This window comes from Kitasatospora sp. Xyl93 (assembly GCF_055383135.1).
Genome location: NZ_AP029185.1, coordinates 6,662,262 through 6,687,854 on the forward strand (window position 1 = coordinate 6,662,262; position 25,593 = coordinate 6,687,854).

Annotated in this window: 21 protein-coding genes; 15 read left to right on the forward strand and 6 right to left on the reverse strand. The window is 75.0% G+C overall.

What is annotated here, in order from left to right; genetic code table 11:
- The first annotated feature begins 135 nt into the window (after positions 1–135).
- Together ACZ5GH_RS28965 and ACZ5GH_RS28970 are read left to right on the forward strand one after the other, a co-directional pair.
- Complete coding sequence (locus ACZ5GH_RS28965) at positions 136–1,551, forward strand: sensor histidine kinase (protein WP_464335728.1); 1,416 nt, start codon at positions 136–138, stop codon at positions 1,549–1,551.
- Positions 1,552–1,595: 44 nt separating this feature from the next.
- Positions 1,596–2,255, forward strand: a complete 660-nt coding sequence (locus ACZ5GH_RS28970; protein WP_464335729.1) for a response regulator transcription factor — start codon at positions 1,596–1,598, stop codon at positions 2,253–2,255.
- A gap of 132 nt (positions 2,256–2,387) precedes the next feature.
- Here the strand turns inward: ACZ5GH_RS28970 and ACZ5GH_RS28975 are convergent, their stop codons facing one another.
- From ACZ5GH_RS28975 to modA, 3 genes are all read right to left on the reverse strand, one after another.
- Positions 2,388–3,464 (reverse strand): ABC transporter ATP-binding protein, encoded by a 1,077-nt coding sequence (locus ACZ5GH_RS28975; RefSeq protein WP_464335730.1) that lies wholly within the window; start codon positions 3,462–3,464, stop codon positions 2,388–2,390.
- A 157-nt stretch (positions 3,465–3,621) separates the two neighbouring features.
- Positions 3,622–4,431: an ABC transporter permease gene (locus tag ACZ5GH_RS28980; protein WP_464336887.1), complete on the reverse strand. Its 810-nt coding sequence runs from the start codon at positions 4,429–4,431 to the stop codon at positions 3,622–3,624.
- A 122-nt stretch (positions 4,432–4,553) separates the two neighbouring features.
- Positions 4,554–5,396, reverse strand: coding sequence for a molybdate ABC transporter substrate-binding protein (gene modA, locus ACZ5GH_RS28985; RefSeq protein WP_464335731.1), 843 nt, complete (start codon positions 5,394–5,396; stop codon positions 4,554–4,556).
- Between the two features lie 334 nt (positions 5,397–5,730).
- Between modA and ACZ5GH_RS28990 the strand changes: the two genes are divergently transcribed.
- The 7 genes from ACZ5GH_RS28990 to ACZ5GH_RS29020 all read left to right on the forward strand — a co-directional run bounded on the left by ACZ5GH_RS28990 (position 5,731) and on the right by ACZ5GH_RS29020 (position 14,368).
- Positions 5,731–6,798, forward strand: a complete 1,068-nt coding sequence (locus ACZ5GH_RS28990; RefSeq protein ID WP_464335732.1) for an RNA ligase (ATP) — start codon at positions 5,731–5,733, stop codon at positions 6,796–6,798.
- Positions 6,799–6,918: 120 nt separating this feature from the next.
- Complete coding sequence (locus ACZ5GH_RS28995) at positions 6,919–8,307, forward strand: cytochrome P450 (RefSeq protein ID WP_464335733.1); 1,389 nt, start codon at positions 6,919–6,921, stop codon at positions 8,305–8,307.
- 426 nt (positions 8,308–8,733) lie between these two features.
- Positions 8,734–9,597 (forward strand): MHYT domain-containing protein, encoded by an 864-nt coding sequence (locus tag ACZ5GH_RS29000; protein ID WP_464335734.1) that lies wholly within the window; start codon positions 8,734–8,736, stop codon positions 9,595–9,597.
- Positions 9,598–9,731: 134 nt separating this feature from the next.
- Entirely contained in the window at positions 9,732–12,773 is a 3,042-nt protein-coding gene (locus ACZ5GH_RS29005; RefSeq protein ID WP_464335735.1) for a sensor histidine kinase, read from the forward strand.
- Positions 12,770–13,180 (forward strand): roadblock/LC7 domain-containing protein, encoded by a 411-nt coding sequence (locus ACZ5GH_RS29010; protein WP_387757718.1) that lies wholly within the window; start codon positions 12,770–12,772, stop codon positions 13,178–13,180. The genes ACZ5GH_RS29005 and ACZ5GH_RS29010 overlap by 4 nt, the downstream gene beginning before the upstream one ends.
- A gap of 77 nt (positions 13,181–13,257) precedes the next feature.
- Complete coding sequence (locus ACZ5GH_RS29015; RefSeq protein WP_387757785.1) at positions 13,258–13,653, forward strand: DUF742 domain-containing protein; 396 nt, start codon at positions 13,258–13,260, stop codon at positions 13,651–13,653.
- Positions 13,654–13,795: 142 nt separating this feature from the next.
- The gene (locus tag ACZ5GH_RS29020; protein WP_464336888.1) at positions 13,796–14,368 is read left to right on the forward strand and encodes a GTP-binding protein; all 573 of its coding nucleotides are present in this window, start codon (positions 13,796–13,798) and stop codon (positions 14,366–14,368) included.
- 173 nt (positions 14,369–14,541) lie between these two features.
- On the opposite strand, the gene ACZ5GH_RS29025 is transcribed toward ACZ5GH_RS29020, so the two are convergent.
- Complete coding sequence (locus ACZ5GH_RS29025) at positions 14,542–14,913, reverse strand: hypothetical protein (protein WP_464335736.1); 372 nt, start codon at positions 14,911–14,913, stop codon at positions 14,542–14,544.
- A gap of 329 nt (positions 14,914–15,242) precedes the next feature.
- Here ACZ5GH_RS29025 and ACZ5GH_RS29030 point away from each other — a divergent pair, with 329 nt between their 5' ends.
- Both ACZ5GH_RS29030 and ACZ5GH_RS29035 read left to right on the forward strand, forming a co-directional pair.
- Positions 15,243–15,821, forward strand: a complete 579-nt coding sequence (locus ACZ5GH_RS29030) for an RNA polymerase sigma factor (protein ID WP_464335737.1) — start codon at positions 15,243–15,245, stop codon at positions 15,819–15,821.
- A gap of 93 nt (positions 15,822–15,914) precedes the next feature.
- Complete coding sequence (locus ACZ5GH_RS29035; RefSeq protein WP_387757723.1) at positions 15,915–16,907, forward strand: hypothetical protein; 993 nt, start codon at positions 15,915–15,917, stop codon at positions 16,905–16,907.
- 183 nt (positions 16,908–17,090) lie between these two features.
- Here ACZ5GH_RS29035 and ACZ5GH_RS29040 read toward each other — a convergent pair whose 3' ends face one another.
- Positions 17,091–18,515, reverse strand: coding sequence for a cation:dicarboxylate symporter family transporter (locus ACZ5GH_RS29040; RefSeq protein WP_387757725.1), 1,425 nt, complete (start codon positions 18,513–18,515; stop codon positions 17,091–17,093).
- A 209-nt stretch (positions 18,516–18,724) separates the two neighbouring features.
- Between ACZ5GH_RS29040 and ACZ5GH_RS29045 the strand changes: the two genes are divergently transcribed.
- The 4 genes from ACZ5GH_RS29045 (at position 18,725) to ACZ5GH_RS29060 (ending at position 24,698) form a co-directional block, all read left to right on the forward strand.
- On the forward strand, positions 18,725–20,815 hold the full coding sequence (locus tag ACZ5GH_RS29045; RefSeq protein WP_464335738.1) for a sensor histidine kinase: 2,091 nt from the start codon (positions 18,725–18,727) through the stop codon (positions 20,813–20,815).
- On the forward strand, positions 20,812–21,537 hold the full coding sequence (locus ACZ5GH_RS29050; protein ID WP_464335739.1) for a response regulator: 726 nt from the start codon (positions 20,812–20,814) through the stop codon (positions 21,535–21,537). Before ACZ5GH_RS29045 ends, ACZ5GH_RS29050 begins: the two co-directional genes overlap by 4 nt.
- 168 nt (positions 21,538–21,705) lie before the next feature.
- Entirely contained in the window at positions 21,706–23,187 is a 1,482-nt protein-coding gene (locus tag ACZ5GH_RS29055; RefSeq protein ID WP_464335740.1) for a diaminobutyrate--2-oxoglutarate transaminase, read from the forward strand.
- Positions 23,184–24,698 carry a pyridoxal phosphate-dependent decarboxylase family protein gene (locus ACZ5GH_RS29060; RefSeq protein WP_387757731.1) on the forward strand — a complete coding sequence of 505 codons (1,515 nt, stop codon included), beginning with the start codon at positions 23,184–23,186 and terminating at the stop codon, positions 24,696–24,698. The genes ACZ5GH_RS29055 and ACZ5GH_RS29060 overlap by 4 nt, the downstream gene beginning before the upstream one ends.
- 77 nt (positions 24,699–24,775) lie before the next feature.
- Here the strand turns inward: ACZ5GH_RS29060 and ACZ5GH_RS29065 are convergent, their stop codons facing one another.
- Positions 24,776–25,573, reverse strand: a complete 798-nt coding sequence (locus tag ACZ5GH_RS29065) for an inositol monophosphatase family protein (RefSeq protein WP_387757788.1) — start codon at positions 25,571–25,573, stop codon at positions 24,776–24,778.
- Positions 25,574–25,593 lie beyond the last annotated feature (20 nt).

Sequence of the window (25,593 nt, forward strand, 5' to 3'; positions counted from 1 at the left end):
GGTGGCCCCATTCGACCGGAACGGGCCGGTGCGGCGGATCCCGCCGTGGCGGGGAGCCGCCTCCCTCCCGGGAGGGAGGCCGCAGGCGACCGGAGCGGGAGCCGGTGACCGGGGCCGACCTGGCAGGATGAGCCAATGTCCAAGATCGCAGCGTCCAAGTTCGCAGCGCTGAAGAGCGCGGTGTCCGCAACCGTGCTGCCAGGACGCGTGGCGCCGGGGCGTGCGGCGCTGGGACGCGTGGCGCCGGGGAGCGCGGTGCCCAGGCTCGTCGCACCCCTGGTGGCCGGTGCCACGTACGCGCGACTGCTGCACCTGCTGGTCGGGTGGGTCTTCGCGGGCATCGTCCTGATGGTCTATCCGGGGACGGAGGACAAGCCGCTCGACGAGATCGTGATGAAGAGCATCGCGTTGGACGCCGTGCTGTTGGCCCTGTCCGCGCTCGTTCCGGCTGCCCGGCGGGCCGAAGGCGTGCAGGCCCGGCTGCTGCTGGTGCCCGACCGTGAGGAGGACATCGCCACCGAGCCCTCCCGCACCCGGGCCGACCGGTGGCGCACGGCCGGCTGGCTGATCGGCCGGGTCGCGCTCGGTTCGGTGGTCGGCTTCGCGCTGGTCCTCGTCCTCGCCACCTGCTACGAGCGGCTGACCGGTCCGCGGGCGCTGTGGTACCTCCCGCTCGCCCCGGTGGTGGCGATCGCCTTCGGCTGGTTCCTGGTTCACGCGGGCCGTCTCCAACTCGCCATGGCGGTAAGGCTGCTGGGCCCCTCGCCGGCGGAGCGGCTGGCCGAGGCGGAGCTGCGGGCCGAACGGTTGCTGGAGCGCAACCGGTTGGCCAGGGAGTTGCACGACTCGATCGGCCACGCGCTGACGGTGACGGTCCTGCAGGCGGGGGCGGCGCGGGAGGTCGGAGACCCGGTCTTCGCCGCCAAAGCGCTCGAAGTGATCGAGGAGACCGGCCGCCGGGCCATGGAGGACCTCGAACGCACCCTGGTGCTGCTGCGTGAGACCCCGGCCGGAGCGGACGGCGTGGCCACCGAACAGCCCGGGATCGAGCAGCTGCCCGCGCTGTTCGACACCGCCCGGGCGGCCGGCAGTCCGGTGGAGGCGCGGATCGAGGTGCCGGCCGGCACCCTGCCCGGGGTGCTCTCCCGCGAGTCGTACCGGATCGTCCAGGAGGGCGTCACCAACGCGCTCAAGTACGCGCCCGGCGAACCGCTCGACGTCCGGATCGCCGTACGGGACGGCCGGTTGGAGCTGCGCTGCGCCAACCGGCTGCCCGGAACCGGTCGTTCACCGGCCGATTCGGCGCGGCACCCGGCGGGTACGGCGGGCCGGGGCGCAACACGCAAGGGAGGCAAGGGACTGCGCGGCATCCGCGAGCGCGCCACCCTGCTCGGCGGGGAGTCGACGGCAGGGCGGGTGACGGGATCGGCGGTGGGGCCGGCGATGGGGTCGGCGATGGGGTCGGCCATGGGGCCGACTCCGGGGTCGACGGGGGAAGGGAGCGGGGAGTGGGTGCTGAGCGTCCGGTTGCCCCTACGCTTGGGCTCGTGACGAACGATCTTGGGGCGCGAGGTCCGGCCGGGGGGACCGCCGGGATGACCGACATCCTGCTCGCCGACGACGAGGAGCTGGTCCGGGCCGGCCTGCGGGCGGTCCTGGAGGCGCAGGGGGACCTGCGGGTGGTCGGCGAGGCGGCCGACGGCGCCGAAGCGGTCTCCCTGGCCCGCGCGCTGCGACCGCACGTGGTGCTGATGGACGTCCGGATGCCCGTCCTGGACGGCCTGGCGGCCACCCGCGAACTGCTGCGCCCCGGCGCCCCGGGGGACCGCCCGCCGCGGATCCTGGTCGTGACCACCTTCGAGAACGACGACTACGTCTACCAGGCGCTGCGTGCGGGGGCCGATGGCTTCCTGCTCAAGCGCACCCGCCCGGCCGAGATCGCCCAGGCGGTACGGCTGGTGGCGGCGGGCGAGTCACTGCTGTTCCCGGCCGCGATCCGCCGCCTCGCGGCCGGGCACGGCAACCCGGCCGCCCGGGCGGCCATGGAGCGGGCGGCGCTGACCGAGCGCGAGGCGGAGGTGCTGCGGCTGGTCGCGCGCGGCCTCAGCAACGGGGAGATCGCCGAGCAGCTGTTCCTCGGCGTGCAGACGGTGAAGACGCACGTCAGCAGCGTGCTGGCGAAGCTGGGGGCACGGGACCGCACCCAGGCGGTGATCGCGGCGTACGAGTCGGGGTTCGTCGAACCGTCGGAGTGATCCCGCCGGGAATCACGTCGGAATGCCGTCGGAAGCCGTCGGAACCGCGCAGCGACCCTGCCGGAACCCGGAGACCCCGCCGGAACGGTCCCGTCGGGGTGGATCCGCGGAGGTGACGCCGTCGGCGGCCCGTCAGGCCGGATAGGCGTGGGTCTGGGTGGCCTTGACCGAGGCCCACACCGCGACGCCGGGCGCCAACTCCAGCTCCGCGACGGCGGCGGGGGTGAGGTCGGCGGCCATCGGCAGGTCGCCGGCCAGCTCGGCGCGGACCTGGTCGCCGTGCAGGTCCAGCCCGGTGACCTCGGCCCTCCACAGGTTGCGCGCGCTGGTCCGCGGGCGCTCCCGGTAGAGCGTCACGGCGGACGGCGGGAAGGCGACGAAGGCCGGACCGTCCAGCTCCTCGGTGGTGGCCAGGACGGTGCCGTCGGGGAGCGTGACCCGGGTGCCGTCGGCCCGGCCCTGGTACAGGTTCAACCCGACCAGCCGGGCGATGTAGTCGGTGCGCGGACGCCGGGCGACCTCCGCGGGGCTACCGGACTGCACCTCCTGCCCCTCCTCGATCACCACCAGCCGGTCGGCCAGCACCATGGCGTCCAGCGGGTCGTGCGTCACCAGCACCGCAACCGCCTCGAACTCGGCCAGGTGGCGCCGCAGTTGGGCCCGTACGTCGAGCCGGGTGCGGGCGTCCAGGGCGGCCAGCGGCTCGTCCAGCAGGAGCAGCCGGGGGCGTACGGCGAGCGCGCGGGCGAGCGCCACCCGCTGGGCCTGGCCGCCGGAGAGCCGGCCGGGGCGGGCCGAGGCGTGGTCGGCCAGGCCCATCCGCTCCAGCCAGCCGGCCGCCTCCGTCCGCGCCTCGCGCTTGGGACGGCCCTGACAGCGCGGGCCGAAGGCGACGTTGTCGAGCGCGCTGAGGTGCGGGAACAACAGGTAGTCCTGGAACACCACACCGACCGGCCGCTCCTCGGCCGGGGTGTGCACGCGCTGCCCCGGGTCCTCCAGGAGGCGGCCGTCCAGGCGCAGGTGGCCGCCGGTGAGCGGGAGCAGCCCGGCGAGGGCGCGCAGGGCGGTGGACTTGCCGGCGCCGTTGGGGCCGAGCAGCGCCACCACCTCGCCGGGTGCGGCGGTGAGGGAGAGGTCGAGGGCGAAGGCGGGGCGCTCGACCCGCAGGCGGGCGTCCAGCGCGGGGCCGGGGAGACGGTCGGTGCTCATCGGGGCGACGTCCAGGTGTCCAGGTTTCCCGTGCATCCGGTGCATCCGGGGGGTCCAGCGTGCTCGGCGCATCTGGTGTGTCCAGCGTGCTCGGCGCGTCGGGTGCGTCCGACGTGTCCGGTGCGGCCGGTGAACGGGGGAGCGGGTGCGGGCGGGGTCATGGCGTCGACAGCCAGCGGTCGCGCAGGCCGACCAGGACGGCCACGGAGACCACCAGCAGTACCAGCGACAGGGCGATCGCCGCCTGGGGGTCCGACTCCATGGCCAGGTAGACGGCCAGCGGCATGGTCTGGGTGCGGCCCGGGAAGTTGCCGGCGAAGGTGATCGTCGCGCCGAACTCGCCGAGCGCCCGGGCCCAGGCCAGGACGGCCCCGGCGGCGACCCCGGGGGCGATCAGCGGCAGGGTGACCCGCCGGAACGCGGTCAGCCGGGAGGCGCCCAGGGTCGCGGCGGCCTCCTCGTAGCGGGGGTCGGCGGCCCGCAGCGCGCCCTCGACGCTGATCACCAGGAACGGCATCGCCACGAACGCCTCGGCGATCACGACCCCGGTGGTGGTGAACGGCAGCGTGATGCCGAAGGCCGAGTCCAGCCAGGAGCCGACGATGCCGCGCCGCCCCAGCACCAGCAGCAGCGCCACACCGCCGACCACCGGTGGCAGCACCAGCGGCAGGGTGACCAGCGCCCGGATCACCCGTCGGCCCGGCAGCTCGGTGCGGGCGAGCAGCCAGGCCAGCGGGACGCCGAGGACCAGCGACACCGCGGTGGCGGCGGTCGCGCTGATCAACGACAGGCGCAGCGCCTCCCAGACGGCGGTGCTGGTGAGCTGCTCGGACAGACCGCTCCAGGGCGCCCGGATCAGCAGACCGACCAGCGGCAGGATCAGGAAGGCGAGCCCGAGCAGCGCCGGGAGCAGCAGGGTTACCGGGACGCGGTGCGGGCGGCGGCTTCGCGGGCGGCGGCGCGGCAGGGCCGGCGCCCGCCCTGCCTGCGCGGGTCCTGCCGGCGCCGCTCCCGCCGGGCCGTCGGCGGTGGTGCGGGCCTGGTGGTCCCGGTCCGAGTGGTTCGCCCCGGAGCCGGTGGTGCGGTCGTTCACGGCGTCTGGAAGCCCGCCGCGGTCAGCACCTGCCTGGCCTCGGGCGACTGGACGTACGCGACGAACGCGGCGGCGCCGCCCTTGTTCGGCGCCTTGGCGAGCGCGGCGATCGGGTAGTCGTTCACGGCCTTCTCGGCCTCGGGGAAATCCACGCCGTCGATCTTCGCAGCATCGGCGTGCACGTCGGTCCGGTACACCAGCGAGGCGTCGACCTCGCCGAGTTCGACCTTGGTGAGCGCGCCCTTGACGTCCTGCTCCAGGGTGACCGGCGTGAGGCTGACGCCGGCGGCCTTGAGCGCGCTCTGGGCGGCGGCGCCGCACGGCACCTCCTTCGCGCACAGGGCGACCTTCACGCCGGAGGCGGTGAGGTCCTCGAGGCCCGCGATGTGCTTGGGGTTGCCCTTGGGCACGGCGATGGTGAGCGTGTTCCGGACGAAGGTCGCCGGCTGTCCGGCGGCACCGCCCGCGTCCGTCACGGTCTTCATGGTGGCGGGGCTGGCGGCGGCGAACACGTCGGCCGGGGCGCCGGAGTTGATGCTGGTGGCGAGGCTGGAGCTGCCGCCGAAGTTGAAGGTGACCTTGGTGCCCGGGTTGGCGGCCTCGAACTTCCGGCCGAGGTCGGTGAAGGTCTCCTTGAGCGACGCGGCGGCGAAGACGGTGACGGTGCCGGAGGCCTTGGGGGCACCGCTGCCGGCACCGCCCGGGGAGGAGTTCGAGGAGGCCGAGGAGCCGGAGGACGTGCCGCCGTCGCTGCCGCAGGCGGTGGCGCCGAGGCCGAGAACGAGGGCCGCGGCGACGGCGACGGCGAGCCTGCGGCTGGTGGGCGTACGAGTGCTCATCGGTGCTTCCCCTCCAGGGCGCGCGCCGGATGGGGCGCGAGGGACCGGCCGCAGCTGCGGCCATGACGGGGATCATAGTGCCGCACATGCGAGCGATGAAGCCCCTGTGGGTTAGCACGGGCGGGGGCGGTGCGAACCCCTCGGCGGCTGTGGGATGGCGCGAGCGGGCCCGTGGGGAGCGAGGCGGGAAGGAACGGGCGACGGTGGTGGTGAGCGGCGCGCGGAAATTGCGTCGCGCCGTCGGTGGTCGAACGGCGAGAGTGGTCGCCGTCCGTACACGCGGCCGGGTCGGCCGAGCCACCGCCGCGGCCGAACCAAGGGGAGGAGTCCGTCCATGTCCACGCTGCGCGTCACCGCCGAGAAGCTGATCATCCTGGAGCACCCGAACGCCGATGCCCTTGAGCTCGCCCAGGTCGGCCTCTACCGGGCGGTGGTCGCCAAGGGCGTGTACCGGACCGGCGACCACGCCGTCTACATTCCCGAACAGTCAGTCCTCCCCGATGGGTTGATAGAGGAGCTGGGGCTGACCGGCAAGCTGGCGGGTGCCGGGGCGAACCGGGTGAAGGCGGTACGGCTGCGCGGCGAACTGTCCCAGGGCATCGTCTGCAAGCCTGCGGCGCTCGCCGGCACCGACCTGGCCGCCGCGGCCGAGCAGGGCGAGGACTTCGCCGAGCTGCTCGGGGTCGTCAAGTGGCAGCCGCCGGTGCCGACCTCGATGAGCGGCGACGTGGTCAGCGCGCCGGACCTGCTGCCCTGGGTGGACATCGAGAACCTCAAGCGCTACCCCGACGCCTTCGAGCCGGGCGAGCCGGTGGTGCTGACCGAGAAGCTGCACGGCAGTTGCTGCCTGGTCACGTACGTCGCCGCCACCGGTGAGGTGCGGGTGTCGTCCAAGGGCATCGGCGCGCAGGGGCTGGCGCTGGCCGAGGACCCGCGCAACCTGTACTGGCGGGCGGTGCGCGCGTACGACATCCCGGCGGTGGCGGCCCGGCTGGCGGAGCGCCTCGGGGCCGAGCGGGTCGGCATCTTCGGCGAGGTCTTCGGCGAGGGCGTGCAGGACCTGGGCTACGGTGCCTCGGCGCGCATCGAGCGGCCCGGCTACGCGGCCTTCGACGTGTCGGCGCTGGTGGACGGACAGCTGAACTGGCTGTCGGCGGCCGAACTGCTGGACGGTCAACTGCCGTTGGTGCCCGAGCTGTGGCGCGGACCGTTCGACCCGGAGACCGTGCTGGGGTTCGCCCGGGGCAAGGAGACCGTATCCGGGCGTGAACTGCACCTTCGCGAGGGCGTGGTGGTGCGGCCGGTGGCCGAGCGGTGGAGCCCGGTGCTCGGCGGGCGGGCGATCGCCAAGGTGGTCAGTGACGCTTACCTGACCCGCAAGGGGGGCACCGAATACGAGTGAGGCGGGTCCGGATCCGGCCGGGCAAGGTCGGCCCGTCGGCGGGTCCGGGCGCGGCTCCTTTCGGTGCTGACTGCCCGTCGGTGGGACCGGCGGGCACATCCCTGTGCAGAAGGAGTGCCGATGACCACCGACGTCATCCCCGTTCCCGTGCCCGCCCCCACCTCCGCGATACCCGTCCCGGCCGGGAACCCCCTCGTCGGATCGCTGTTCGACCTCACCCGCCGTCCGCTGCGCAGCTACCTCGCGGCCCGCCGCGACCACGGCGACGTGGTGCGCTTCCAGGCCGGGCCGCCCGGGCTGCGGGCCGACTTCTACGGAGTGTTCTCGCCCGACGGCGTCCGCCAGGTGCTGGCCGGCGAGGCGGCCAACTTCCGCAAGGAGAACTCCTTCTACGACGAGCTCCGGACCAGCGTCGGCAACGGGCTGCTGACCAGCCAGGACGCCGTCTACCAGCGCCAACGCCGGATGGTCCAGCCGCTGTTCACCCGGCGCCGGGTGGACGGCTACGCGGACGCGCTCGCGCAGGAGGCGCAGTCGCTCGCCGAGCGCTGGCGGGCGGTGCCCGGCGGGGTGGTGGACGCGGCGGAGGAGACGTCCCGGTTCGCGCTGCGGGCGGTCGCGCGCATCCTGTTCGGCGCCGACGTGGAGCAGGCGGTGGCGGTGGTGCACCACAGCTTCCCGGTACTCGGCGAGTACGTGAAGGAACGCGGCTACGCGCCGGTCCGCCTTCCGCGAAGCTGGCCGACCCCGTCCAACCGGCGCGGCGCGCGGGCCCAGCGGGCGCTGTACGGGGTCTGCGACCGGATCATCTCCGAACGGGCCGCGCGCGGCGGCGACGAGGACGCGGACGACCTGCTCACTCTGCTCGGACGGGCCCGCGACGACGACGGCGAGCGGCTGGACCCGGCCGAACTCCGCGACCAGGTCCTGGTGTTCCTGCTCGCCGGGCACGAGACCACGGCCACCGCGCTGGCCTTCGCACTGCACCTGCTGGCGCTCCACCCGGAGCAGCGACGGCTCGCCCGGGAGGAGGCGCGGACCGTCCTGGCCGGGCGGGCGCCGACGGCGGCGGACCTGGACGCGCTGCCGTACATCACCCGGGTGCTGAAGGAGGCGATGCGGCTCTACCCGTCGGCGGCGCTGGGCGGGCGGCGGGCGGTCGCGGAGACCGTGATCGACGGGTACGTGATCCCGGCGGGGGCGCAGGTCGTCGTCGCGCCGCTGGTCACCCATCGGCACCCGGACCACTGGGTGGACCCGGAGCGCTTCGACCCGGACCGCTTCCTGCCGGAGGCGGAGCGGGCCCGGCACCGTTACGCCTGGTTCCCGTTCGGCGGCGGGCCGCGGGCCTGCATCGGGCAGCACTTCTCGATGCTGGAGGCGGTGCTGGCGCTGGGGGTGCTGCTGCGGGACTTCGACGTGGAGGCGGTGGACCGGAGGGTGGCGCTCGCCCAGGGGATCACGCTGCGGGCGGCGAGCCCGATGCGGATCCGGGTGGCGGGGGACTGACGGTCGGCCGGGGGGGCGGACGACGGTCGGCAGGGTGACATCGGCAGGGTGACAGCTGACAGAGTTCAGCGGACAGATGACAGATTTCAAACTCTGTCATCTGTCCGTTGTTTTTTGTCGGCTGTCGGCTGTCAGTTGTCCCTTCCCGGGGTGGCCGTCACCGGTCCGGCCGGTGAGCCGACTGGTCCGCGGGGCGCACTGCCCGCTGGGCACACGACCGGGCCATTCGAACACACCGCCCTCGCTCCGCGGGCAGCTTTTCAGATCTTTGTCTGACCGATTCCGGCCCCTCGGTAGCGTCCCACGCACCCCAGACCGGAAGCGCACATGCGAGTGGCATATGCCATTCGTATGCAGTCCGCCCGGCCCGGGGAGCCCGGGCGCACCGTGTACCGCCCCGGGCCCGACCGGTCGACCGGAGGTCCCATGGGCACCCTCAACCATCTCAGCCTCGGCTGGCTGACTCCCGTCCTCTCGTACCTGATGGCCTGCGCCGGCGCCGCCCTCGGGCTGCGCTGCACACTGCGCGGCCTGGCCGCGAGCGGCCCGGCCCGCCGGAACTGGCTGATCACGGCCGCCGCCGCGATCGGCTCCGGCATCTGGACCATGCACTTCGTCGCCATGTTCGGCTTCACCGTCGACGGCACCGAGCTGCGCGACAACGTCCCGCTGACCGTCCTCAGCCTGGTGGTCGCGGTGCTGGTCACCGGCCTCGGCCTGACCGTGGTCTGCTACGGCCGACACCGCGGCCTCGCCCTGCTGTCCGGCGGCGTCACCACCGGCCTCGGCGTCGCCGCGATGCACTACCTGGGCATGGCCGCCCTCCGGATGCACGGCGGCCTGCACTACGACGCCGGGACGGTCGCACTGTCCGTGCTGGTCGCGGTCGGCGCCGCCACCGCCGCGCTCTGGGCCGCCGTCACCATCCGCAACGTGTACGCGGCGGCGGCCGCCGCGATGGCCATGGGTCTGGCCGTCAGCTGCATGCACTACATCGGCATGGCCGCCGTCCACGTCCGGCTGGAGCCGACCCGGACCGGGCTCGGCGGGGTCAGCCCGATGGAGTTCGTCTTTCCGCTCGCCGTCGGCCTCGGCTCGTTCCTCTTCCTCGCCTCCGCCTTCGTGGCGCTCTCGCCGACCGCCCAGGAGCGGGCCGGCTACCGGCAGTTGGGCGGGCTGGGCGCCGAGGAGCCACCCGCCGCGGCCCAACACCCCGAGCCTGCCTGGCGCGAGCCCGCCCGGGCCGAGGCCGGGCAGCGCGACACCGGGCGGCACGACCGCGCCGCCTGAGCCGCGCCGCCTGAGCCGCGCCGCCTCCACGCCGTCCGCCCCGCGCCGTCCGCGCCGCCTCAGCCAGCGCCGCCTCCGCCTGCTGTCCCGCCGTCCTACCCTCCCGCTCTCCCCGCCCGAAAGGCCGCTCACCCATGCGAGAAGACCGCGGTGTCGCCCCCGGCGCCCGTCGGGGTGCCCACGCCGGGCCGCCCGCCCGACCGCCGCGCCCCGGCCCGTGGTTGCGCGGCCTGCGCCCCCGGACCGTCCGCGCCCGGATCATCGCCCTGCTGATGGTCCCGGTCGTCTCCGTCATCGCCCTGTGGGGGTTCGCCACCGTCACCACCGCCCAGGGCGTCTGGGACCTGCTGCGCCAGCGCGACGCCCAGCGCACGCTGCTCACCCCCGTCGCCGAGACGGTCGCCGGGCTGCAGGCCGAACGGACCGCCGTCGGCCAGCTGCTGGCCGCCCCCGCGAGCGCCCCCACCGCCGCCCGGGAGAGCGCCCTGCGCCAGGCGGTGGCGGCCACCGACCGGGCGCTCATCCCGCTCTTCCCGGACGCCCGCCGTCCCGACCAGGGCTACAACCGCGCCGACGCCCAGGGACTGGGCGGTGACGCGGCCGCCCGGCTGGACGCCCTCGGCAGCTCGCTCGCCGCCTTGCCCGCCCTGCGCGACCGGGTGTTGGCCAGGAGCGTCGGCTGGCCCGAGGCGTACGCCGCGTACGGCGAGGCGGTGGACCGGGCGCTCGCCGCCGCCGGAGCCGTCACGCCGCTCCAGGACGGTCAGCCGGCCGCAGACGCGCGGGTACTGCTGGAGCTGGCCCGGTCCCGGGAACTGCTCGCCCGCGAGGACGCGCTGCTGCGTGCCGCCCAGCTCTCCGGCGGGCTCGGCGACGACCAGCTGCGGGAGTTCACCGGCGCGGTCTTCGCCCGGCGCGAGTTCGAGCGGGTCGCCGCCGCCGACCTGCGCCCCGCCGACCGGGAGGCGCTGCTTGCCGTCTCCGGCGGTCAGGACCACCGCGAGCTGACCGGGTACGAGGACCGGGTGCGGACGGCCGTCGACGGACGGGCCGCTGTCGAGGCGGTGCCGGCCGACCGCTGGGCGATGGTCGCGGGCAATCTGGCCGGGGGGCTGCGGACGGTCGAGGACCAGGCGGGGCGGCTCGCGGCCGAGCGCCAGGACCCGTACGCCCTGGGGCTGTTCACCCCGGCCGGGATGGCCGTGCTGCTCGGTCTGGTCGGTGTGGTGGCCTCGCTGGTGATCTCGGTGCAGATCGGGCGCGGGCTGGTCACCGAGCTGATCGGCCTGCGCAACTCGGCACTTGAGCTGGCCGAACGCAAACTGCCCGCGACCATGCGGAAGTTGCGGGCGGGGGAGGAGGTGGACGTCGAGGCCGAGGCGCCCCGGCCGGTGGAGCGGGGCGACGAGATCGGCCAGGTGCACCGGGCGCTGGGCACCGTCCAGCGGGCGGCCGTCACGGCGGCGGTCGAACGGGCCGAGGTGCTCTCCGGGGTCTCCGGGGTGTTCGTCAACCTCGCGCGGCGCAGCCAGGTCCTGGTGCACCGCCAACTCACCCTTCTGGACGCGATGGAGCGCCGCACCGACGACCCGTCCGAGCTGGCCGACCTGTTCCGGCTGGACCACCTCACCACCCGGATGCGCCGCCACGCCGAGGGCCTGATCATCCTCTCCGGCGCCGCCCCCGGCCGGGGCTGGCGCCGGCCCGTCCCGCTGGTGGACGTGGTGCGCGCGGCCGTCTCGGAGGTCGAGGAGTACGCCCGGGTCGAGGTGCACCCGCTGCCGCGCGCTGCGGTGCTCGGTCACGCCGTCGCCGACCTCACCCACCTGGTGGCCGAACTGGTCGAGAACGCCACCGGGTTCTCCCCGCCGCACACCCGGGTGCACATCCGGGGCGAACGGGTCGGAAACGGCTTCGCGCTGGAGATCGAGGACCGCGGCCTCGGTATGGGCCCGGAGGTGCTGGCCTCGGCCAACCGCCGGATCGCCGCCGCCGAGCAGGGAGACCTCTTCGACAGCGACCGGCTCGGCCTGTTCGTGGTGAGCCGGCTCGCCCGGCGGCAGGACGTCAAGGTCTCGCTGGTCACCTCCGCGTACGGCGGCACCACGGCGGTGGTGCTGCTGCCGACCACGCTGCTGGCCGACGAGTCGGCGGCGGAGGAGACGGCGGATATGACGGACGCGTCGGGGACGGAGGACGTGCGGTACGGCTTCGGGCCGGTGGCGCCGCTGTCTCCCGCGGCGGCGGACGCGCCGTTCTCCGGGCTGTCTCAACCAGTCGGGCCGGAGCGGGAGTTCGAGCCGGTGCACCGTCGCATGGAAGGTCCGGCGGGCGGTCCGGGTGGCGGCGCACCGGCCGGTGATCCGAGCAGGGATCCCAGCAGGGATCCGAGTGGCGGCGCGGCCGGCGACCTGGTCGGTGATTTGGCCGGCGACCCGAGGCATCGGGAGCACCCGCGGGGCAGGGTGAACGACGGCCTTCCGGCGGTGGGTGGGCCGCTGCCGGAGGGTGGGGCGCTGCTGCCGTTCGGCGCCCGGGGCAGTGACTCCGGGCCGGTGCGCCGCACTCCCTTCCGGGCCTCCGGCGCCCGGGTGGCCGGTCCGGCCGCGGACGGTGGCGCGGGTGCGGCCGCCCGTCCGCAGGCCGGGCCGCCGCAGCCGTACGGGGCGGAGCCGTACCGTACGGAACGCGGTCCGGAGCCGGTGCCCGGGGTCGGCTCGGACGGCCGGCGAGCAGACGGTCACCGAGCAGACGGTCAACGGGGCGACGGTCAACGGGGCGACGGTCACCGGGCAGACCGGGCGACCGGTCACCGGGCCGATCCGGGCCCCGAGGAGTTGCCGCGCCGGACCCGTCAGGCGAGCCTCGTGCCGCAGCTGCGCGAGGCCCCGGCCCGTCCGACCGCGCACGGCCGTCGTACGGCTGCCGCCTTCTCCGCCGCTGCCTCCGCCCCGGCCTCCACCGGTGCCTTCGCCGAATCCGGCGCGGGTGACGGCTACGGCGCCGCGGGCCGCAGCCCCGAGGAGGCGCGGGCCGCGATGTCCGCCTTCCAGAACGGCTGGGCGCGCGGTCTGGACCCCGAGGGCCGGCGGGACGGGCAGCCCGCCGACCTTCCGCAGCCGCCGCAGGCGCGCCACCACCAACCCCCGTCCCGATCCGAAGGAGAGCGTCCGTGATCGCCACCACCCACCGCGCGGGGGAGCTGAACTGGCTCCTCGACGAGCTGGTCCAGCGCGCCCCCGAGCTCCGCTTCGCCGTGATGCTCTCCGCCGACGGCCTGGCCATGGGCACCTCGGCCGGTCTGCCGCGCGAGGACGGCGAGCATCTGGCGGCCGTCGCCTCCGGCTTCCACAGCCTGGCCAAGGGCGCCGGCCGCCACTTCGGAGCGGGTGAAGTCCGCCAGACCATGGTCGAGCTGGAGGGCGGCTACCTGCTGGTCGCAGCGGCCGGGGAGGGCACCTGCCTCGCCGTGTTCGCCACCGCCCGGGCTGACCTCGGCCTGATCGCCTACGAGATGGCCAGGCTGGTCCGCCGGGTCGGGGAGCACCTGGGCGCCGCGCCAAGGGCGGTGGGCGGACGGTGAGTCCGGTGCCCCGCCCGTACCGGGGGCGACATCCGGAGCACCCGAGGACCGAACCCGACGGGAGCCCCCGCAATCCGCTGGCCGCTGCCCACCGTGCCCGCTGGTACGACGACGAGGCGGGGCCGCTGGTCCGCCCGTACGCGATGACCCGGGGGCGCACCGGGGCCGGGGAGCAGCAGTTCGACCTGATCGCCGTGGTGGTCACGGAGCTGCCCGACCCGGCGCTCGTGCCGGACGCGCCCGAGCCGCCGGTCGGCCCGGAACAGGCGCGCATCCTCGCGCTGTGCCGGGGCACCCCGCTGTCCGTGGCCGAGTTGGCCGCCGACCTCGACCTGCCGGTGGGCGTCGTGCGGGTGCTGCTCGGTGACCTGCTGGCGGCCGGCCTCATCCGGGTCCGCCGTCCCGTCCCGCCCGCCCTGCTCCCCGACGAGCGCATCCTCCAGGAGGTCATCCGTGGACTCCGTGCACTCTGACCACCCGTCCGCACCGGCCGCACCGTCCGTTTCGCCCGAACCGCTCGAACCGGCCGGGCTGTCCGGTCCGTCCGGTCCCTTCGGCCGGTCCGATCCCTACGGCGGGCCTGATCCGTTCGAGGACGAGGACCCCGACGGCACCGTGCTCGCGCTCAAGATCCTGGTGGCGGGCGGCTTCGGGGTCGGAAAGACGACGCTGGTCGGCGCGGTCAGCGAGATCCGCCCGCTGCGCACCGAGGAGCGGCTGACCGAGGCCGGGCGCGACGTGGACGACCTGGACGGCGTGGAGCGGAAGAGCACCACCACGGTGGCCATGGACTTCGGCCGGATCACCATCCGCGAGGGACTGGCGGTCTACCTGTTCGGCACCCCCGGGCAGGACCGGTTCTGGTTCCTCTGGGACGAGCTCGCCCAGGGGGCGCTCGGTGCGGTGGTGCTCGCCGACACCCGTCGGCTGACCGACTGCTTCCCGGCCGTCGACTTCTTCGAGCATCGGGGCATCCCGTTCGTGGTCGCGGTGAACCGTTTCGCCGGGACGCGGGAGTTCGGCCCGGAGGAGGTCGCCGGCGCGCTGGACCTGGATGCCGGTACGCCCGTGCTGATGTGCGACGCGCGCCGCCGGGCCTCGGGCAAGGAGGTGCTGATCCACCTGGTCGAACATGCGGGCCGAGTGCATGCCACCCGGCTGCTCGAAGACGCCTCGCCGGTGGGCTGAACCTGAGCGTGAGTCGGTGGCCCGAAGCCGGACGGCTGGAGCGGCGGCGGGGAGCGGCGGCAGAGGGGCGGCGGGCGAACAACGTGCGACGAACAGATGACAGCTAACAGATGACAGCTGACAGATTTCGAAATCTGTCAGCTGTCATCTGTCATTCGCCAGCCGTCAACGGCTCAGCTGTGCCACTGGAAGACGACCCGGGTCCAGCGCGATCCGGGGCAGTTGCCCCAGACCGCCCAGGCCTCCGGGCGTGCGCCGATCCACAGGCCGGTGCTGTGCGAACCGTCGGCGCAGTAGGTGATGGTGCGCAGCCACCCGGAGTAGACGTTGCAGCGGCCCTCCCAGCGCCAGCCGTAGTTGGCGGTGATGACGCAGCGGTACGCGTCGGCCGCGATGGTGTTCCAGTCCTCGGCGGCCCCGGGGTCGACGGTCCGGCTCGGGGCCGTCGCCGCGGCGGCCGGCAGGGTGCTGGTCCCGAGCGCGCCGAGGGCGGCCGTGGCGGCCAGCCCGAACGTGGCGATCTTCCTGGCGATGCGACCTCGCATGTCGTTCTCCTTGCTCAGGGTCCCGTCGGGCGGAGCGTCCCGACCGCCGGAATGTCCGCGCGGAGACGTGAAGTCCCGCTCCTCGCGCGGCTGGTGACGTGTTGCACACGAATGACTGCGCACAGTGAGACGACGAACTATGATGTGACCTGTGTCACAAGTCATTCGGTTGGTCCACGGCCCCCGCGGCCAGGGCGGGCCGGGTGCTCGGGGTGCCGATTTCCGGGGAGAGCGGCATGGTGAATCGCACTGGTCGAACGGCGGGCGGCGGGCGGGAAACGGACCTCGGTCCGAGCGGGAGTGGTGGTCAATCGGCCGAATTCAACCGGGTGTTCACGGACCTACTGCCCAGACTCCAGCAGGCGGCGGCCTCCCTCGCCGGCGGTCCGGCCGGCGCCGGGGACGTCGTCCACGACGCGTACCTCCGGATCGCCCGTCGGCCCGAACGCTTCCTCGGCCATCCGCAGCCGTACGCCTACGCGTTCACCACGATGGTCAACATCCTGCGCGACCAGTGGCGACGGGAGCGCCGGCGGGTCTCGATGCCCGAGGTGCCGGAGGCGGGTGACACCGGTGAGCGGGATCCGGGGGTTTCCGATCCCCGGCTCGGCGGGATGGCCGAGTTGCAGGCGCGCTGGGAGGTGCTGCGGCTGCTGGGCTTCCTGACCGACAAGCAGGCCCGCGCGGTGGTGCTGGTGGATCTCGACGGCTACAGCGTCGACGAGGCCGCCGAACTGCTCGGGCTGCACCGCAGCACGCTGGCCGTCACCCGCCGACGTGCCCACGGGCGGCTGCGCGCCGTCGTCCAGGGGGAACGTGAACGCGAACAGGAGCGCGAACGCGAACGGGAGCGCGAACGGGAATGCGGACGGGGTCGGGCGCGCGAACGGGAGCGCGAGCGGAGCTGAGGGTGCCGGGTTCGGGTTTCCGACCGCCGCCCCGACGCACCGAACTGACGGCAAGTCAGCCGATGCACCGCCCCGGCCCGTACCCTGCGAATCGTGATCACGCACGAGGACGGCCGCCTGCGCGCACTGGCCGAGGACGGCCGCTGGCCCGAACTGCTCGCCGCCTACCGGCAGGGCCGGGCGGCCGCCGTGGTGGAGGCGGGCGAGGAGGCCGCGGCGGCGCTGACGGCGCCGCTCGGCCACCTGATCGCGTACGCGGCGCCGCCCGAGCTGGCCGTCCGGCTGTTCGACGGCGACGGCGGCGCGGGGACGGCCGCCGGGGTGGCCGACCACGACGCCGGACCGCTCTGGGAGGTGCTGGCGACCCGGCACTCCTGGCTGCGGCTGGCCCCGCTGCTCGGCCCGTCCTCCGTGCGACGGCTGGTCGCGCACACCCGGGCGCTGCTCGGTGAGGACCTGTCGTACGGGGCCGAGCCCGATCCGGAGGGCGTGCCGCTGCGCCTGGAGCCGTGGGAGGCGGCGGGCTGGGACGAGGGGGTGCGGGTGCGCGAGTACCTGCCGGGCGGGGGTGCGCGCAGCGCGCTGCTGACCCTGCCGGCCAGTCGCGAAGGCCTGGGCGAGGTGGAACTGCCCCCGGCGGCGCGGTCGGACGGTCGGCCGGGCGGGCCGCGGGTCACCCGGGCGCTGACCGGGCTGGGGGCGCTCGCGCCGTGGGCGGAGACGGCCTGCGTCCGCGGCCAGGCCCCGGCCGCCGCCGCCCTGGTGGCCCGTGACCGGTGGGTGGTCGGCGGGTACCTGCCGTTCGCGCTGGCCTACCCGGCGCTGGTACGGGCCGCCGCCGTGGGCCGGGCGCAGGGCTGCGCGCACGGGAGGCTGGGGCTGTGGCGGGCACTGGCCGCGATGGCCGGGGCGGACGGTCCGGAGGGGGCGGAAGGGGTGGACCGGGGCGAGGTGAACGCGCTGGTGGCCCGGATGCGCTGCTTCACCTGGCAGGAGCCGTCGGCCGGACTGCACCATCTGCACGTCGCGCTGGAGGACCCGGCCAGCGGGGTGGCCTGGGTGGTCAGCGGCTCGCAGGAGCTGTGACGGGCCCGCCCGGGCCGGGCGTGCCAGTCGGGCGGAAGCCGGGAGGTCCGTTGGCGCAGTGGGCGGGCAGACGGCTGGAGCCGGGAGATCCGGTCGGCCGGACAGCGAAGACCCCCGGTCCGGCGCCGTTTCCGGGGTTGGTGGAGGCGCCGGGCCGGGGGAGTGCGGGGACCGCTGTCGGGCTCAGGCGCCGACGGGGGCGGTGCCCTGGGCGGGGGAGGCCTCGGGGGCGGCAGCCCGGGAGCCGTCCGGCGCGGTGGCGGGATCGGCGGGCGCACCGTGGGCACCGTGGGCGTCGACCAGCGTCAGCTCGTCGAACGGCAGCTCGCCGGCCAGCACCCGCCGGGCACGCTCGCTGTCGAGCTCACCGGTCCAGTGCCCGATCAGCACGGTCGCGACGGCGTTGCCCGCGAAGTTGGTGAGCGCGCGGGCCTCCGACATGAAGCGGTCGATGCCGACGATCAGGCCGACGCCGTCCACCAGCGCGGGCTTGTGTGACTGGAGTCCGCCCGCGAGGGTGGCCAGCCCGGCGCCGGTGACCCCGGCCGCGCCCTTGCTCGCGATCACCATGAAGACCAGCAGCGAGATCTGCTCGCCGAGCGACATCGGCTTGTCCATCGCCTCGGAGATGAAGATCGAGGCCATGGTCAGGTAGATGGCGGTGCCGTCGAGGTTGAAGCTGTAGCCGGTCGGCACGGTGATGCCGACGACCGGGCGGCTGACGCCCAGGTGCTCCATCTTGGCGATCAGGCGGGGCAGCGCGCTCTCGGAGGAGGAGGTGGAGAGGATCAGCAGGAACTCGCGGCCGAGGTACTTCAGCAGCGTGAACACGTTGACGCCGGCGACCAGGCGCAGCAGCGCGCCCAGCACCACGACGACGAACAGCACGCAGGTGACGTAGAAGCCGATCATGATGACGGCCAGGCTCTTCAGCGCGGCGGTGCCGGTGGCCCCGACCACGGCGGCCATCGCCCCGAAGGCGCCGATCGGCGCGACCCACATGATCATCGACATGATCCGGAAGACCAGCCGCTGCACGTGCTCGATCCCACGCAGCACGGGCGCGCCGGCCGGGCCCATCGCCTGGAGCGCGAAGCCGGCGAGCAGGGCGACCAGCAGGGTCTGGAGCACCTTGCCCTGGGTGAGGGCGGAGAACAGGGTCTCGGGGATCATCCCGAGCAGGAAGTCGGCGGTCGACTGGGCGCCGCCGGCGGCCGCCTGGGCGTGACCGGACTTGGCGAGCGCGGCGGTCAGGTGCAGACCGCCACCGGGCTCCAGCAGGTTGCCGACGACCATGCCGATGGCCAGGGCGACGGTCGACATGGTGAGGAAGTAGCCGATGGCGAGGCCGCCGACCTTGCCGACCTTCGCGGCCTTGGTCACCGAGCCGATGCCCAGGACGATGGTGCAGAAGATCACCGGGCTGATCATCATCTTGATCAGGTTGACGAAGCCCGTGCCGACCGGCTTCAGCTCCACGGCGACACCGGGGGCGGCCAGACCGACCACCACACCGGCGACCACCGCGGCGATCACGGCGATGTAGAGGTAGTGCGTCCGGTCCTTGCGTCTGGGGCGCGCCGCCACGGCGGCTTCATCGATCGACATCTGCGGCTCCCTTGCCGTGCGTCCTGGTAGCCCCGGGGGGGTGGGCCGATCCGACTATGGGGCCCCGGAGTGACGGAGGTCACGTTTGCGTTCATAGAGTTCACGAACGGTGCGGGGCGCCGGGATGCCCGGTCCGTGCCCGGTCCGTGCCCGGGTGGGCACCGGCCGGGCCCTGGGACCGTCGGCGGGCGTGGTGCACACTGGCAGGCATGTCCGAGAGCCCCGCCTCCGCCGCCCCGCGCCGCCGCTCGCACCGGCCGACGGGTCGCGGGCCCCGGCGGCTGCCTCCGCGCCTCGGCCGGCGCCTCTGCCGGCGTCTGGCCGGGCCACTGGCCTGGCGCCTGGCCCGGTGCCTGTCCAGCCGCGTGCCGCGGCGCCTGGTCCGGTGCCTGCCCCGGCGGCTGGTCCGGAGCCTGGCCGGGCAGCTGTTCGTCGTCCAGGTGGTGATCGTCGCCGCCATGGTCGCCGGGGGCGCGGTGCTCGCGTACCTCTTCACCGCCGAGCGCACCGAGGACGCCGCCCGTCGCCAGGTCACCTCGGTCGCGCACGCCGTCGCCGACTCGCCGTCCGTCCGGGCCGCCGTCGGCGGGCCGGACCCGACCGCGGTGCTCCAGCCGTACGTGGAGCAGGTGCGGGCCGACACCGGCGTCTCCTTCATCACCGTCATGGACACCGACGGTGTGCGCTGGACCCACCCGCTGCCCGAACAGATCGGCCGGACCTACCTCGGGCACATCGACTGGGCGCTCGCCGGGCAGATCCGCAGCGAGACGTACACCGGCACGCTCGGCCCGTCCGTACGGGTGGTCGCCCCGGTGTGGGACGAGCGGCACCGGGTGGTCGCACTGGTCAGCGTGGGCCTCACGGTGGAGTCGATCTCCGAGCAGCTGAGCGGTCCGCTGCTCGCCCTGGTCGGGGTGGCGGTGGCCGCGCTCGCGGCCGGCGGCGTCGGCACCTACCTCGCCAACTCCCGGCTGCGGCGGCACACCCACGGAATGGGGCCGGACGAGCTGAGCCACCTCTACGAGTACCACCAGGCCACCCTGCACGCGGTGCGCGAGGGGCTGGTCCTGCTGGACCGCTCGCACCGGGTGGTGCTGTGCAACGACGCCGCCCGTGAACTGCTCGGCCTGGCAGGCGCGGTGGACGGCCGGCCGGTGGTGGAGCTGGGCCTGCCGGAGGCGCTGGTGACGGCCGTGCTGGGGGCGGAGCCGGTCCGGGACGAGGTGCACCTGACCGCCGAGCGGGTCGTCGTGCTGAACACCTCCACCATCGGTACCGGTACCGGTCTCGGCCGGGTGGTCACCCTCCGGGACCACACCGAACTCCAAGCCCTCAGCGGCGAGTTGGACTCGGTGCGAGGTTTCACCGACGCGCTCGGCGCGCAGGCGCACGAGGCCGCCAACCGCCTGCACGCGGTGGTGTCGCTGATCGAACTCGGCCGCCACGAGCAGGCGGTGGAGTTCGCCACCGCCGAGCTGGCGCTCGCCCAGCAGCTCACCGACCGGGTGGTCGCGGCGGTCGGCGAGCCGGTGCTGGCCGCGCTGCTGCTCGGCAAGGCGGCCCAAGCCGCCGAACGGGGCGTGGAGTTGACCCTCACCGAGGACAGCCGCATCGACGACGGGGTGCTGCCGCCCGGGCTCTCCGCGCGGGACCTGATCACCGTGCTCGGCAACCTGATCGACAACGCCGTGGACGCGGCCATCGCCGGCGCGGCCGATAGCTCCGTCCCGCCGGAGGTCACCGTCACCGCACGGATCGCCGATGGCCGGGACTGCGGCGCTCGGGGCGGCGGCGTTCGGGACGCCGGCGATCCGTGCGGTAACGGCGCTCGGGACGACAGCGCGCAGGGCGACAGCTCTCAGGACCGCGACGGCCGGAGCGGCGGCGAAGGCGAAGGCGGCCGAGGCGGCGAGGGAGGCCAAGGCGACAGCGGCGGCGAGGACGCGGGGACGGTCGGCGACTGCCTGCTGCTGCGGGTCGCCGACACCGGCGCGGGGATCGATCCGGCCGCGGTCGAGGACGTGTTCCGGCGCGGCTGGAGCACCAAGCAGGACGGCCGCGGGCACGGGCTCGGGCTGGCCCTGGTGGCCCAGGCCGCCCGGCGCAACGGCGGCACCGTCGAGGTCGGACGGGAGCGCGGCGCGGTGCTCACGGTGCGGCTGCCGCTGGCCGGACGGCCGGCCAGCGGGCCCGGGGGATCGATCGGAGGACCGGGGGCGTCCACCGGCCGGTCCGGTGGGGCCGGCGGCCGGTTCGGCGAGGCCGACGGCCGGGAGCAGGAAGGGGCCCTGGTGTGAGCAGCGCCGCCGACACCGCCGGCGCGGGGATCTCCGTCCTGGTGGTCGAGGACGACCCGGTGGCCGCCGCCGCGCACACCCTGTACGTCCGGCGCGAGCCCGGCTTCCACGCCGCGGGGACGGTCCACAGCTGCGCCGACGCGCTGCGCTTCCTCGACCGGTCCCGCGCCGCCGGGAAGCCCGTCGACCTGGTCCTGCTCGACCTCTACCTCCCGGACGGCCACGGGCTCCAGCTCTGCCGCACGCTGCGCGCGGCGGGCCACGGCGCCGACGTCATCGCGGTGACCTCCGCCCGCGATCTCGCCATGGTCCGGCAGGCGGTCTCCGCGGGCGTCGTGCAGTACCTGCTGAAACCGTTCAGCGCGGCCGCCCTGCACGACCGCCTGGAGCGCTACGCCCGCTACCGCGACAGCCTCGGGCGCACCGGTGAGGCGACCGGGCAGGAGGAGGTCGACCAGGCGTTCGCCCTGCTCCGCACGCCGGAGCGCAGCACCCTGCCCAAGGGGTTGTCCGCGCCCACCCTGGACACCGTCGCCTCGGTGCTGCGGGAGTCGTCCACCGGGCTGTCGGCGGCGGCCGCGGGCGCCGCGGCCGGGGTCTCCCGGATCACCGCGCGGCGCTACCTGGAGCACCTGGTGGAGACCGGGTCCGCGGTGCGGGAGCCGCAGTACGGGAGCGTCGGGCGGCCGGAGCTCTGCTACCGGTGGCGGGGCCGGTCCTGACGGCCGGCGCGCGGGGCCGTCGGCCCTCCTGCGTGACCTTTCCGCGCGGCGCTCGTTGGAGGAGCCGGGGGCGGTTCACTCACTCGGGTGGTTCTGGGGGCCCGAGGGCATTCCGCCAGGTCAAGGGCAGTAAAGTTAGGCTTACCTAACTTCCCCTGGGGGTTTCCCGTGTCACTCGCTGCCGTACCCGTCCAGGCCGCCTCCGGAGCCCCGGCCGCCGGTGAAGCCATCCTGCGCCGTCAGCGCGTCCGCGAGTCCGCCGCCAGAACGTACGCCCGCTCCTTCCCGATCGTCCCGGTCCGCGCCCACGGCATGACCGTCGAGGGCGCCGACGGGCGGCGCTACCTGGACTGCCTCTCCGGTGCCGGCACGCTCGCCCTCGGCCACAACCACCCGGTGGTGCTGGAGGCGATCCGCCGCACCCTCGACAGCGGTGCCCCGCTGCACCTGCTCGACCTCGCCACCGCCGAGAAGGACGACTTCACCAGCGCGCTGTTCGAGAGCCTGCCCGCCGAGTTCGCCGACCGTGCCCGGGTGCACTTCTGCGGGCCGGCCGGGACGGACGCCGTCGAGGCCGCGCTCAAGCTGATGCAGACCGCCACCGGCCGCTCCGGCGCGCTCGCCTTCACCGGCGCCTACCACGGCATGACCGCCGGCGCCCTCGCGCTCACCGGCAACGTCGCCGTCAAGGAACCGCTGCCGAGCGGCGGCGAGGTCGCCCGGCTGCCCTACCCGTACGGCTACCGCTGCCCGTTCGGCGTCGGCGGCGAGGCGGGCGCCGACCTCGCCGCGACCTACGTGGAACGGCTGCTGGACGACCCCTCGGGCGGTGTGGTGACACCCGCCGCGATGATCCTGGAAGCCGTCCAGGGCGAGGGCGGCGTCGTCCCCGCGCCCGACGGCTGGCTGCGCGCGATGCGCCGGATCACCGCCGAACGCGGCATCCCGCTGATCGTCGACGAGGTGCAGACCGGAGTCGGCCGCACCGGCGCCATGTGGGCGATCGAGCACAGCGGCATCGTCCCGGACGCCATGGTCCTGTCCAAGGCCATCGGCGGCAGCCTGCCGCTCGCCGTCGTCGTCTACCGCGAGGACTACGACGGCTGGCGGCCCGGCGCCCACACCGGCACCTTCCGCGGCAACACCCTCGCCATGGCCGCCGGGGCCGCGACGCTGCGCCACGTCGCGGCGAACGGGCTGGCCGAGCGGGCCGCCGTGGTCGGCGAGCGGATGGCCGCCCGGCTGCGCGAACTCGCCGTCGAGCTGCCGGTGATCGGCGACGTGCGCGGCCGGGGGCTGATGCTCGGGGTCGAACTGGTCGACCCGGCGGCCGAACCCGACGCGTGCGGCGCCCGGCCGGCCGACCCGGCGCTTGCGGTACGGGTCCGGGAGGCTTGCCTGGCGCGGGGACTGATCGTCGAACTCGGCGGGCGCCACGACGCGGTGCTGCGGCTGCTTCCGCCGCTCACCATCACGGACGAGCAGGTGGCGGCGGTGCTGGAACGGTTGGCGGAGGCGATCGCGGCGGCTTCCACGAGCCGTCCGGCGGGCGATTCGGCGCGTCGTCCCGCGGGCGCGTCGGCGCACGGTCCGGCGGGTGGGCCCGCGCACGGTCCGGCAGGGGCGCCGACGGGGCGGGGGCAGCGGTGAGCGGGCCCGGATCCGGCCCCGGCGGGCTGCCCGGCGACGGCGCCGCTACGGACGCCCTGGCGGGCGGCGCGGCCGGGCCGGGCGCGCTCGCGCCACTGCTGGCCACCGTCCTCGACTCGCTGGAGGCCGGCACCGCCATGCGCTCCGGACCGCTCCCGGCGGGCAGCCCGGCCGAGATCGCCGCCCTCGTCGACGACGCGCTGGCCGCCGCCGACGGGCCGGGCGCGCTCGCCCGGCTCACCGAACTCCTCGCCTACGGGGCAGCCGACCCCGCCGACCCGGCCTGCGCCGCCCACCTGCACTGCCCGCCGCTCGCCGTCGCCGCTGCGGCGGACCTCGCGGTCAGCGCCCTCAACCCCTCCCAGGACTCCTGGGACCAGGCCCCCGCCGCCACCGCCCTGGAGAGCGCCCTGCTCGTCGAGATCGCCGGGCTGGTCGGCTACGACCCGCAGCGCTCCGCCGGCGTCCTCACCTCCGGAGGCACCGAGTCCAACCTCATGGGGCTCATGCTGGCGCGCGACCAGAAGCTCGACGGCATCGTGGAGTTGGACGGCCTCCCGGCCGGCGTCCGCCCGTGCATCCTCGCCTCCGAGGCCGCGCACTTCTCCGTCCAGCGCTCCGCCGCCCTGCTCGGCCTCGGCGAGCGGGCCGTCATCCCCGTCCCGGTCGACCGCGGACTGCGGATGCGGGAGGCCGAACTGGAACGGGCGATGGCCGAGGCCAGCTGGGCCGGACGGACCCCGATCGCCGTGGTCGCCACCGCCGGCACCACCGACACCGGAGCCGTCGACCCGCTGAACGCCGCCGCCGACCTCGCCGGCCGCTACGGCGCCTGGCTGCACGTGGACGCCGCGTACGGCGGCGGGGCGCTGCTCTCCGACCGGCTCGCCCCGCTGCTCGACGGCATCGCCCGCGCCGACTCGGTCTCCCTCGACTGGCACAAGCTCGGCTGGCAGCCCGCCGCGGCCGGGGTCTTCCTGGTGCGCCGCGCCGAGACCTACGTCTCGCTCGCCCGCCGCGCCGAGTACCTCAACCCCATCGACGACGAGCAGGCCGGCTACCCCAGCCTGCTCGGCCGCTCGCTGCGCACCACCCGCCGGGCCGATGCCTTCAAACTCGCCGTCACCCTGCGCACCCTCGGCCGCGACGGCCTCGGCCGGCTGGTCGACACCTGCCACGACCTCGCCCGCGCCGCCGCCGACGCCGTGCGCGCCGATCCGACGCTCGAACTCCACACCGAGCCCGTGCTCACCGCCGTGCTCTTCCGCTACCGGCCGCCCGGTGTGACGGACGAGGCGGCGCTGGACGAGCTGAACGGCCGGCTGCGGCGCCTGCTGCTGCGCACCGGCCGGGCGGTGGTCGGGCGCACCGAACTCCCGGGTGACGGACCGGGGCGGGTCCGGCTGAAGCTCACCCTGCTGAACCCCCACACGACGGTGGGGGAGATCGGCGCGCTGCTGCGGGAGGTGGTGGGCGCCGGCCGCAAGGTGGCGGGCGAGCGGGCGGGGTAGGGCGGGCAGGTCGGCCCGTCGGGCCAGCGATCGGCCCGATCGGCCCGAGGGGCCCGAGGGGTCGGAGGGGTCCGGGGTCAGTCGGCCAGGAGGATCGACCGGGTGAGCTCCCAGGTGTCGGGGTCGGCGGCGACCAGGAGTCCGTCCGCGCAGCCGGGGGCCTCCGGGCGGTAGGGGGTGCCGTCCGGGCGGGCGGAGACGCCGCCGGCCTCGGTGACCAGGAGGGAGCCGGGGGCGTGGTCCCAGGGGAGGGTGCGCCAGTAGAGGATGAAGTCGAAGCGGCCCTCGACGACGTCGGGGTACTCGATTCCGGCGGCGTGCCGACCGGGGGAGATGTCGCCGAAGGCCGCGGTGTTGGCCTGGAGCCGGCGGCGGTGGTCGGCGTCGAGGTAGCGGCTCTTCACCGAGCCGCGCAGCTTCGCGACGTCCTTCGGTGCCGGCGGGCGGGTCAGGCGGACCCCGTCGCGCCAGGCGCCGGAGCCCAGTTCGGCGCAGTAGGTGGTGGCGGTGGCGGGCTGCCAGATCCAGGAGGCGACGGTCCGGCCGGAGCGGACCAGGGAGCACATCACGGCGTACTCGGGTCTGCCGGCGACGAAGTTGGCGGTGCCGTCCACCGGGTCGACCAGCCAGGCGGCGGGCTCGTCGTGGAGGGCCAGGGCGAGGGACGGGTCGGCGGCGACGGCCTCCTCGCCGACCACGGGAACGGGCAGCAGCTCGTGCAGTCGGCGGGCGATGATCGCCTCGGCCTCGCGGTCGGCGACCGTCACGACCTCACCGGGGGCCTTCTCCATCACCTCGCCGGCGGCCAGCGCCCGGAAGCGCGGTTCCACCGCCTCGGCCGACGCCTCGGCGAGTATCTCCGCCACCTTGTCCATCAGCACGTTCGCGCTCCCTT

What these genes read in the sequence shown, in the direction of transcription:
- ACZ5GH_RS29065 (WP_387757788.1), bottom strand. Translation starts at nt 25,573, where the DNA reads ATGGACAAGGTGGCGGAGATACTCGCCGAGGCGTCGGCCGAGGCGGTG.
- ACZ5GH_RS28995 (WP_464335733.1), top strand. Translation starts at nt 6,919, where the DNA reads ATGACCACCGACGTCATCCCCGTTCCCGTGCCCGCCCCCACCTCCGCG.
- ACZ5GH_RS28965 (WP_464335728.1), top strand. Translation starts at nt 136, where the DNA reads ATGTCCAAGATCGCAGCGTCCAAGTTCGCAGCGCTGAAGAGCGCGGTG.
- modA (WP_464335731.1), bottom strand. Translation starts at nt 5,396, where the DNA reads ATGAGCACTCGTACGCCCACCAGCCGCAGGCTCGCCGTCGCCGTCGCC.
- ACZ5GH_RS28990 (WP_464335732.1), top strand. Translation starts at nt 5,731, where the DNA reads ATGTCCACGCTGCGCGTCACCGCCGAGAAGCTGATCATCCTGGAGCAC.
- ACZ5GH_RS28970 (WP_464335729.1), top strand. Translation starts at nt 1,596, where the DNA reads ATGACCGACATCCTGCTCGCCGACGACGAGGAGCTGGTCCGGGCCGGC.
- ACZ5GH_RS29040 (WP_387757725.1), bottom strand. Translation starts at nt 18,515, where the DNA reads ATGTCGATCGATGAAGCCGCCGTGGCGGCGCGCCCCAGACGCAAGGAC.
- ACZ5GH_RS29005 (WP_464335735.1), top strand. Translation starts at nt 9,732, where the DNA reads ATGCGAGAAGACCGCGGTGTCGCCCCCGGCGCCCGTCGGGGTGCCCAC.
- ACZ5GH_RS28975 (WP_464335730.1), bottom strand. Translation starts at nt 3,464, where the DNA reads ATGAGCACCGACCGTCTCCCCGGCCCCGCGCTGGACGCCCGCCTGCGG.
- ACZ5GH_RS29025 (WP_464335736.1), bottom strand. Translation starts at nt 14,913, where the DNA reads ATGCGAGGTCGCATCGCCAGGAAGATCGCCACGTTCGGGCTGGCCGCC.
- ACZ5GH_RS29000 (WP_464335734.1), top strand. Translation starts at nt 8,734, where the DNA reads ATGGGCACCCTCAACCATCTCAGCCTCGGCTGGCTGACTCCCGTCCTC.
- ACZ5GH_RS29045 (WP_464335738.1), top strand. Translation starts at nt 18,725, where the DNA reads ATGTCCGAGAGCCCCGCCTCCGCCGCCCCGCGCCGCCGCTCGCACCGG.